Annotated in this window: 9 protein-coding genes; 4 read left to right on the top strand and 5 right to left on the bottom strand. The window is 72.3% G+C overall.

Features of this window, described 5'->3' with window-relative positions:
- Positions 1 to 86 precede the first annotated feature (86 nt).
- The 4 genes from ACFU5F_RS41400 to ACFU5F_RS41415 are packed head-to-tail and all read right to left on the bottom strand — an operon-like array spanning position 87 to position 4,933.
- Positions 87 to 1,130, bottom strand: a complete 1,044-nt coding sequence (locus tag ACFU5F_RS41400; protein ID WP_383898732.1) for an NAD(P)-dependent alcohol dehydrogenase — start codon at positions 1,128 to 1,130, stop codon at positions 87 to 89.
- On the bottom strand, positions 1,127 to 2,263 hold the full coding sequence (locus ACFU5F_RS41405) for an ABC transporter permease (protein WP_383898734.1): 1,137 nt from the start codon (positions 2,261 to 2,263) through the stop codon (positions 1,127 to 1,129). Before ACFU5F_RS41405 ends, ACFU5F_RS41400 begins: the two co-directional genes overlap by 4 nt.
- Before the next feature lies 1 nt (position 2,264).
- Complete coding sequence (locus tag ACFU5F_RS41410) at positions 2,265 to 3,806, bottom strand: sugar ABC transporter ATP-binding protein (RefSeq protein WP_383898736.1); 1,542 nt, start codon at positions 3,804 to 3,806, stop codon at positions 2,265 to 2,267.
- Complete coding sequence (locus ACFU5F_RS41415; protein ID WP_383898738.1) at positions 3,791 to 4,933, bottom strand: substrate-binding domain-containing protein; 1,143 nt, start codon at positions 4,931 to 4,933, stop codon at positions 3,791 to 3,793. The genes ACFU5F_RS41410 and ACFU5F_RS41415 overlap by 16 nt, the downstream gene beginning before the upstream one ends.
- 330 nt (positions 4,934 to 5,263) lie before the next feature.
- Here ACFU5F_RS41415 and ACFU5F_RS41420 point away from each other — a divergent pair, with 330 nt between their 5' ends.
- From ACFU5F_RS41420 to ACFU5F_RS41435, 4 genes are read left to right on the top strand one after another with little or no spacing between them, the layout of a single operon-like run.
- Positions 5,264 to 6,673: an SRPBCC family protein gene (locus ACFU5F_RS41420; RefSeq protein ID WP_383898740.1), complete on the top strand. Its 1,410-nt coding sequence runs from the start codon at positions 5,264 to 5,266 to the stop codon at positions 6,671 to 6,673.
- Positions 6,670 to 6,984: a 2Fe-2S iron-sulfur cluster-binding protein gene (locus ACFU5F_RS41425; protein WP_059077896.1), complete on the top strand. Its 315-nt coding sequence runs from the start codon at positions 6,670 to 6,672 to the stop codon at positions 6,982 to 6,984. The genes ACFU5F_RS41420 and ACFU5F_RS41425 overlap by 4 nt, the downstream gene beginning before the upstream one ends.
- 5 nt (positions 6,985 to 6,989) lie before the next feature.
- Positions 6,990 to 7,205 carry a transposase gene (locus tag ACFU5F_RS41430; RefSeq protein ID WP_383898741.1) on the top strand — a complete coding sequence of 72 codons (216 nt, stop codon included), beginning with the start codon at positions 6,990 to 6,992 and terminating at the stop codon, positions 7,203 to 7,205.
- A gap of 4 nt (positions 7,206 to 7,209) precedes the next feature.
- Positions 7,210 to 8,232, top strand: a complete 1,023-nt coding sequence (locus tag ACFU5F_RS41435; RefSeq protein WP_383898743.1) for an NADP-dependent oxidoreductase — start codon at positions 7,210 to 7,212, stop codon at positions 8,230 to 8,232.
- A gap of 72 nt (positions 8,233 to 8,304) precedes the next feature.
- Here the strand turns inward: ACFU5F_RS41435 and ACFU5F_RS41440 are convergent, their stop codons facing one another.
- A complete protein-coding gene (locus tag ACFU5F_RS41440; protein ID WP_059077898.1) occupies positions 8,305 to 8,619 on the bottom strand; it encodes a putative quinol monooxygenase in 315 nt (104 codons plus the stop codon).
- Positions 8,620 to 8,763: the final 144 nt, after the last annotated feature.

Consider the following 8,763-nt stretch of genomic DNA (forward strand, 5'->3'; position numbering starts at 1 on the left):
GCCCCTGAAAAGGGGCGCGGGGAACTGCGCGAGAAGCCCCACCGGACCGGCGGCCAGGACGAGAAGCGCCGGGGCCTGCCCCCCGTTCAGCCGTGCGGCAGCACCACCGCCCGCCCGTTGATGTCCCCCGCGTGCAGGCGCTCGTAGGCCCCCGGCGCCTCCTCCAGCGAGAAGGTCTCCACGTGGGAGGAGACGACCCCCTGCCGTGCCAGCTCGACGACCTCCATCAGCTCCGCGCGGCTGCCCCAGTAGGGGAACGACGCGGACACCTCGAACGGCAGCCCGCCGCCGAAGCCGACGGCCAGCGTGCCCCCGCCGAGTCCGACGATCGTCACATCGCCCTCGACCGCCACGGACGCGGCGGCGACCGCCAGGGTCGGTGGTGCCCCCACGAAGTCCAGCACCACCTCCGCACCCGTCCCCCCGGTGAGTTCCCGGATCCGCCCGGCCGCCGCGTCGTCGGAGAGCAGCACCTCGTGGGCGCCGACCGTCTTCGCCAGCGCCCGCTTCTCCTCGCTCAGGTCCAGGGCGACCACCCGGGCCGGCGTCAGCGCGCGCAGCAGTTGCACGGCGAGATGGCCGAGTCCGCCGACACCGATGACGACCGCGGTGCTGCCCGGCACCAGCTTCGGCAGGGACTCCGCGATCGCGTGATACGGCGTCAGCCCGGCGTCGGTGAGCGGCGCCGCCTGCACGGGGTCGAGACCCTTGAGCGGAACCAGATGGCGGGGCGACCTCACCACCATGTACTCGGCGAGGGCGCCGGGGGAGCCGAGTCCGGGCGGCAGAATGCCGAGCCCGGCCGCGTGCGGGCAGCAGTTCTCCTTGCCCACGGCGCACTTGGGGCAGCGCCCGCAGCCCCACGGGCCGTACACCGCCACGGAGTCGCCCTCCGCCGGCCCCTCGACCCCGCTGCCGACGGCCGCGACGGTACCGACCCCCTCGTGCCCGAGGGTCATGGGCAGCGGGTACGGGAACTGCTCCTCGGGCCAGCCCATGACCGCCAGGTCGGAGTGGCACAGCCCCGCCGCCGTCACCTTCAACAGCACCTCACCCGGGCCGGGTTGGGGCACGGGAACGTCCACGACCTCGGGGGGCTGCCCCACCTTGAGGTACTGCAGAGCCTTCATGATCGGTCCTCCTTACGGGGAGCGGACCCGGCCGCGGGTGTCGCGGGAGCCTCGGAGCCGTCGGGTGAGGGGTTCCCCCTGCGGCGGCGCAGGACGGCGGGCAGGGCGATCCGGCCACCCGTCAGGACCAGCGCGACGATGAGGACCGAGCCGGTGAACAGGCTCGCGGCCCACTGCGCGCTCGTGGCGAGCCCGAGGCCGGTGACGCCGGTACCGAGCAGCAGGACCGCGAGGACCGTGCCCCAGGCGTTGAAGCGGCCGGCGCGCAGCTGGGTCGCTCCGACGAAGGCCGCCGCATAGGCCGAGAGCAGATACGGGGTGCCCGCGGTCGGTGATCCCGATCCGACCGAGGACGCGAAGACGATTCCGGCGAACCCGGAGAGCAGCGCGGACGACACCAGGGTCAGAAAGCGCAGCCGGTCCGTGCGCACCCCTTGCAGCCGTGCCGCGTCGGCGTTGAAGCCGGTCGCGTACAACCGGCGCCCGGTGGCGGTGTGTTCCAGCAGGAACCAGATGGCCGTCGCGGCGAGCAGCAGGTACAGCACCGGCAGGGTGATGCCGCCCGCGTCGAGTTGCGCGATGCTCGCGAACGGCTCGGCCAGCAGCCGCACGCCGGTGATGGAGCTGTCGTCGGTGACCATGGTGATCACCGACTGGATCAGCGCGCCGGTCGCCAGGGTCGCGATGAAGGAGTCGACCCGCAGGCCCACCACCACGATCCCGTTGACGACCCCGATCAGCAGCGCGGCGGTCATCGCCAGGGCGATCGCGGCGGCGGGTCCGAGCCCGGTGGAGACCAGGAAGTAGGCGGTGAGCACGCTGGTCAGTGACATGGTGTAGGCGACGGAGAGGTCGAAGACCCGGGCGGCGAGCGGGGGTACGACGCTGAGTGCGACCAGCCCGGCCACGGCGTTGCCGTTGAGTATCTGCTTGACCGTGGTGGTGGTCGGGAACGTCTCCGGCGCCCAGACGGAGAAGAGCACGGCGATGACCAGCCACACGTACACGGCGCCGATGTTCCGGAACGACAGGAACGACGGCAGGGAAGCGGGCAGCGCGGCTCGTGCCGAGGCCGCCCGCCGGACCCGTGCGGCCGGTACGGGCACCGCCGGCCGGGTCGGGGTGGATGTCATGTCACTCGGTTCCTTCCATGGCGTGCACCAGCGCGGGCTCGGTGATGTCGCGGCCGACGAGTTCCCGTGCGATCCGGCCGTCGCGTACCACCAGGACGCGCGTGCACAGGGCGAGCAGGTCCTGTGTGTCGGACGAGGAGACGATGACGCCCATGCCGTCCCCCGCCTGGCGCTCTATCAGGTCGTACAGCTGCAGCCGGGTGGCGATGTCGACGCCCGCCGTGGGCTCGCACAGGGCCAGCACCGGCGGCCGCTGGGCCAGACAGCGGGCCATGACGACCTTCTGCTGGTTGCCGCCGCTCAGGGTGGTGACGCGGGCTCCGCGGCCCGCCGTGCGCACCCCGACCCGCGCGATCCAGTCCTCGGCAAGGGCGGACTCGCGGCGCCGGTGCAGCCGTCCGCCCCGGGCCCGCAGCCGGTGCAGAAGGGGGAGGGTGAGGTTCTCGGCGACCGAGAAGCCGCCGATCACCCCCTCACCCGCCCGGTCGGCCGGGACCAGGGGGAGGCCCAGCCCGTCGGCGTGGCGGGCGTCCGTCCAGCCTTCGGAGCGCTCCGGCAGCCGCAGCCTGCCGCTCACCCGCCCGACGTGGGCGCCGCACACCGCGTACGGCACGAGCTCGTGGCCGGAGCCGACCAGCCCGGTGATGCCGAGCCGCTCACCCCGGGCCAGGTCGAAGCCGATGCCGCGCAGCGGGCCGGCCCGCAGGTCGCGGACCTCCAGTACGGCTTCCTCGGCACCGTCGGCCCCGTCCGCGCCCGGGCGGGGAGCCGGACGGTGGTCGGTTCCGGTCTCCTCGCCCGCCATCAGCTCCGCCAGCGAGCGCGGGGTGAGTTCGTCGACCCGCCGGGTGGCGATGCGGCGTCCGCCACGGATCACGGTGACCCGGTCGGCGAGCGCGAAGATCTCGTCCATCCGGTGCGAGACGTACAGCACGCCTGCCCCGGCGTCGCGTATCTCCCGCACGATGTCGAAGAGGCGCGCGACCTCACCGGGCGGCAGTACGGCGGTGGGCTCGTCGAGGACCAGGACACCGCTGCGGCCCTCCCAGCCCTGCAGCGCGGCGGCGATGGCCACCACCGCGCGCTGGACGGGGGTCGCGGTCGTCAGGGGCCGGCGCACGTCGATGCCGAGCCCGAACCGTTCGACCAGCGCGGTCGTGCGCCTCTCCATCTCCGGCCAGCGGATGTTGCCGAGGGCCGTACGGGCGAAACCGCGACTGAGCGCCAGGTTGTCGACGGCGCTCAACTCGCCCACCAGCCCCAGCTCCTGGTGGACGAAGCGCAGCCGGTCGTGCCGGGAGGCGGTGACCTGGCCGAGGTCGAACGGTTCGCCGTCGAGTTCGGCGACGGCTCCCGGTTCCGCGTGGTGGTATCCGGCGAGGACCTTGATGAGGGTGGACTTGCCGGAGCCGTTGGGGCCGATCAGGGCGTGGATCTCGCCGGGCGCGACCTCCAGGTCGACGTCCCGGAGTGCCTGCGTCGCGCCGAACCTCTTCGACAGCCGGGCCAGTCGCAGCACCGGCCGGGTCAACTCAGCCCCCACAGCGCCTTGAACTGCGCCTGGTAGTCCTCGACGATCGGGAAGTCGCCGTCGGCCGAGGGCAGGTTGTCCTTGGTGACCAGCATGTTCGGCAGCTTCGCCCGCTGGTCCACGTCCATGGACTGGCCGGTGAAGTGCCGGGCCAGCGCGTCCGCCTGGAGCCAGGCCGTCTCGTGCGAGTTCAGCGCCATCGCGCCGTCGCTGAGACCGCTCTGGATGTACTGGTAGTTCTGCGCGTCACCGACGTTGACCACGAGGTGCTTGCCGGTGAGGCCCGCGGTCTTCAGCGCGGCCGGGACGCCGACGTTGAGCAGGCCGAGCGAGAAGACGACATGGGTCACCTTCGGGTGCGAGCGCAGGTACGACACCACCCGGTCCGGCATGTCCTTGCCGACCGCGGTGATCGGCACGTCGACCTGGTCCAGCGCACAACCCTCGCACCACTCTTTGTACTTGGCCGCGAAGGCGTCCTTGACGGGCTTGAGGATCGTGTAGGCCGGCAGGTCGAAGTACACGGTGTTCGCCTTGGCGCCGCTGTCCGACACCACCCATGAGGCGAGCATCTCGCCCTGGACGGCGACCTCCTTGGGGCCGTTCTTCAGCAGGGAGATGCCCCCGCCCGTCACGTCGTCGGCGTTCGACTGGACGACGGGGATGCCGGCCGCCTTCAGCCGGGCCAGTTGCTTGGCGTAGACGGCGCGCGGGAATCCGGAGGCGACGACCGCGTCGGGCTTGTCGCGCAGGGCCTGCTCGTAGGCGGCCTGGACGGACTCGGGGGTGCCCTGGGTGGCGATCTGCTTCACCTTCCAGCCCAGCTCGCCGGCGGCCTGGGTGAAGAAGTCGGCGAGGTCCTTGCAGGACTGGACGCCGCACAGGATGAAGTCGATCTTCTTGCCCTTGGGGATCTTCTTGCCGACGGGCTGGGTGACCGGGATCGAGGCCGGGCGTTCGGAGTAGGTCTTCAGCGCCGCGCGGGCCGCGGTCAGGCCGGGCGAGTCGGGGGCCGCGGCCTGGTTGGTGCCGGCGGCCGGGGTGGAGTCCGAGCCGCATGCCGCCAGGGTGAGCAGGGCGGTGGCGGGCACGAGCGCGGTGAGGGCGCGGCGGACCGCGCGACCGGGTGTGGAACTCATCGTCGAGTACTCCGGGTCTGAGGGAAGAACGGACTGCGTCGATCGCCGGCGTGGGGTTCGGCGCGGGCCGTCGGGGTGCCCCCGCGGCACTGGCCCGGAACCGGAGGACATCGGTCCTGGGCGAGAAACTTATGAGGCACTACAGCCTCAAGTGCGTCGGAGTGTGACATGCCGGGGCGGGCTTGGGGAGGGGGTGGCCGCAAGAAATTCCCTGCACGACGGGCATGTTTGCGGTGACCTCGTGCGATGTGGGTTTGTCCCTCGTCGTGAGTGTTGCTCCGCGCTGCGACAGGTAACTACACTCACTCTCAAGTTTCTGCCGGAGGAGAGATGATGGACGAAACGTCGGAGTCGGGCGCCGCGCGGTGCCCCGGGCCCAGCGTCCAGGACTACCTCGACCAGGACAGCCGGCCCGTTCCCGCCGCCCTGAGGTTTGAGAGGAACGACCACCTGGGCAGCGAGGACATCGACGCCGCCCGCTTCACCTCACGCGCGTGGGCCGAACGTGAGATGGAGCGGGTGTGGCGGCGCGTCTGGCAGTTCGCCTGTCTGGAGAGCGAGATCCCCGAGGTCGGCGACCACGAGGTGTACGAGATCGGCGACGACTCGCTCATCGTCGTGCGCACGGCCCCCGACGAGATCCGGGCCTTCGTCAACGTGTGCCTGCACCGTGGCCGCAAACTGCGCACCGCCGGCGGCAACGCGGGCGAGTTCCGCTGCCCGTTCCACGGCTTCACCTGGAACCTCGACGGCACCATGCGGACCCCGCCGTGCGCCTGGGACTTCCCCCACGTCGACCCGGAGAAGTTCACGCTCCCCGAGGCCCGGGTGGCCACCTGGCGCGGCTTCGTCTTCATCAACATGGACCCCTGCGCGGAGTCCTTCGACAGCTATCGCGGCACCTTCGACGAGTACTACATCTGGCCGCTGGAGGAGCGGTACAAGTCGCTGCACATCGCCAAGGTGCTGCCCTGCAACTGGAAGGTCGCGCAGGACGCGTTCATCGAGTCCTTCCACGTGATCGCCACCCATCCGCAGATGCTGCCGTGGCTCGCCGACGCCAACTCGCAGTACGACGTCATGGCGGACCAGCCCAACTGGAGCCGCATGATCAACATCCAGGGCGCCCCCAGTCCGCACGTGGCGGACTGGGTCACGGAGGAGGACGTGCTGGAGACCTTCTACGACTCGCGGGCGTTCTACTCGGCGGCACAGGGCCGTGATCTGGTGCGGGGGGAGGGGGACGAGCTGCCCGCGATCCCGCCCGGCGGCACCGCCCGCCAGGTCCTCGCCCAGCGGATGCGCGAACAGCTGGCGGCCACCGCGCGGCAGGACTTCTCGGCAACCCCCGACACCGAACTGCTGGACGCCATCAACTACCTGCTGTTCCCCAACTTCAACCCCTGGGGCGGCGCCAAGTCCAACATCGTCTACCGGTTCCGGCCCCACGGGCTCGACCCCGACGCGTGCACCGCCGAGATCATCTTCATGTCGGCCCCGAAGCAGCCCGGCGAGATGCCGCCTCCGGCGAAGATCCGCTGGGTCCCGGAGGACATGCTCTTCGCGGACATCCCCGAACTCGGCGTGCTCGGACCCGTCTTCGACCAGGACTGCGAGAACCTGCCCCACGTCCAGCAGGGCCTGAAGGCGATGCGCAAGCCGGGCATCACCCTGGCCAACTACCAGGAGAGCCGCATCCGCCACTTCAACCGCACGCTCGACCACTGGATGGAGAAGTGAGCCACCGCGTGGCGGTCCGGCCCGCCGACGTCGAGATCGAGGTCCGCGACGGCGAGGACCTGTTCAGCGCCGCCGGACGGCTCGGCTACCGCTGGCCGACCCTCTGCGGCGGCCGGGGCACCTGCCGCACCTGCTTCGTCCGGGTCGAGGAGGGCGCCGAGAACTGCTCCCCGGTGGACCCGCTGGAACGTGAGGGCATCGAGGCCCTGCGCCGGCCGGTGGACGGCCTGACCCGGCTCGCCTGCCGGCTCCGGGTCGAGGGCCCGGTGACCGTGACCAAGCGCGGCGTACGCCGCCCCGTGCAGGAGTGAGACCCATGGCCAAGCAAGTGATCCACCCGCTGACCGGGCATGTGTACCGGCTGACCGAGGACGGCCTGGTCGAGGTGAGCGACCCGAAGACCGGCGCGCGGGGCGTCTTCGACTTCCAGGCCCGCTGGCAGTCGGGCGAACTGCGCCACGCCGACCTGCAGATGGCCGGCTGGGTGGGCCGGCTCGCCCGGCGGCGCGGCACCCCGCAGCCGGGGGAGTGAGCCGGTGACGCCCCGGACCACCCGGGTGGTCTGCCTGGTGCGCCGGCCCGACGGGGAGCCGGTGCCCGGCGACTTCGCCGTCGAGGAGCGCGCCCTGCCGCCGGTCGGCGCGGGACAACTCCTCGTCCGCAACCTGTACATGAGCGTCGACCCGTCCATGCGGGGGCGGCTGGAGAGCACCGAGAAGCACTACACGCACAACTTCACCCCCGGCTCCCCGCTCGACGGCCGTGCCCTCGGGGTCGTGGAGGAGAGCCGCTGTCCCTCGGTGCCCGTGGGTGCCTTCGTCCGGCATCAGCTGGGCTGGCGGGAGCGGGCCGTGTTGGACGGCGCGGACACCGACGGCGCGGAGCGCATCGACCCGCGCCTCGCGCCGCTGCCCACCTGGCTGGGGCTGCTCGGCCAGACCGGCTTCACCGCGTACGTCGGCCTGACCCGGATCGCCGCAATCCGCCCCGGCGACACCGTCCTGGTGTCGGCGGCGGCCGGGGCGGTGGGCACCGCGGCCGGCCAGTTCGCGCGGCTGCTGGGCGCGGAGCGGGTCGTCGGGACCGCCGGAGGACCGGACAAGTGCGCCCTGCTGGTCGAGGAGTTCGGTTACGACGCCGCCGCGGACCACCGCGCCGAACCGGTCCGCGAGGCACTGGCCCGGCTGGCGCCCGACGGCGTCGACGTCTACTTCGACAACGTCGGCGGCGAGCAACTGGCCGCCGCGCTGCACGCGTTGCGCCCCGGGGGACGGGTCGCGCTGTGCGGCATGATGTCGCAGTTCGGCGGCGAGCGACGGCCGGTGGACATCAACCAGCTGATCCAGGCGGTCCTCAAGCGGCTGACGCTGCGGGGCTTCATCGTCCGCGACCACGACGACCTGCGGCCGGAGTTCGAGCAGCGGGTCGCGCACTGGCTGGCCGACGGCCGCATCACCGCCCGCGAGACGGTCATGGACGGTCTGGAGAACGCCGCCGGCGCGCTGCTGTCGCTGCTGGACGGCGGCAACGTCGGCAAGATGTTGGTGCGGCTGGGCTGAGCCCCTGTGCCGTGGTGCGGCTGGGCTGAGCCCCTGTGCCGTGGCGGGCATGCGCCGGCCGGCGCGCCCCGGTCAGCGCATCGGGTGCGACGCGGCCACGGTGTGGGCCTGCAGGAAGACCCCGACCCGTGTCAGCCCGGACGCGGCCGCCCGGAAGTCCCTGATGTGCGCGGTGGTGAAGTGTGCGTCGAGGGCCTCCTGGGAGGCCCACCGCTCGAACACCCGGATCCGCCGTCCGTCGCCCGGGTCCGCGGTCATCGCGTAGTCCAGACAGCCCGGCTCCTCGGCACGGGTCCGGTCCCCGAGCACGACCAGGTGCTCCAGCATCCTGTCGCGGTCACCGGGCTCGTAGTCCATCCAGCCGGCGACGATGACTTCCCCTGTCACGGTGCGTTCCCTTCGTGGTCATGGCCGTGGGGGCCGCCGCCCCCCAGGGGGGGGGGGGGGGCCGGCGGGGGGTCCCAGGCGCCGCGGCGGGGGGGGGCCGGGCCCGCGGGGGGGGGCCCGAGCCCCCCCGGCCCGGGGCACCAT

This window comes from Streptomyces sp. NPDC057438, from assembly GCF_042802995.1.
Lineage (GTDB): Bacteria > Actinomycetota > Actinomycetes > Streptomycetales > Streptomycetaceae > Streptomyces.

Coding starts and splice junctions, on each gene's coding strand:
- ACFU5F_RS41405 (WP_383898734.1), bottom strand. CDS start 2,263: ATGACATCCACCCCGACCCGGCCGGCGGTGCCCGTACCGGCCGCACGG.
- ACFU5F_RS41400 (WP_383898732.1), bottom strand. CDS start 1,130: ATGAAGGCTCTGCAGTACCTCAAGGTGGGGCAGCCCCCCGAGGTCGTG.
- ACFU5F_RS41415 (WP_383898738.1), bottom strand. CDS start 4,933: ATGAGTTCCACACCCGGTCGCGCGGTCCGCCGCGCCCTCACCGCGCTC.
- ACFU5F_RS41430 (WP_383898741.1), top strand. CDS start 6,990: ATGGCCAAGCAAGTGATCCACCCGCTGACCGGGCATGTGTACCGGCTG.
- ACFU5F_RS41420 (WP_383898740.1), top strand. CDS start 5,264: ATGATGGACGAAACGTCGGAGTCGGGCGCCGCGCGGTGCCCCGGGCCC.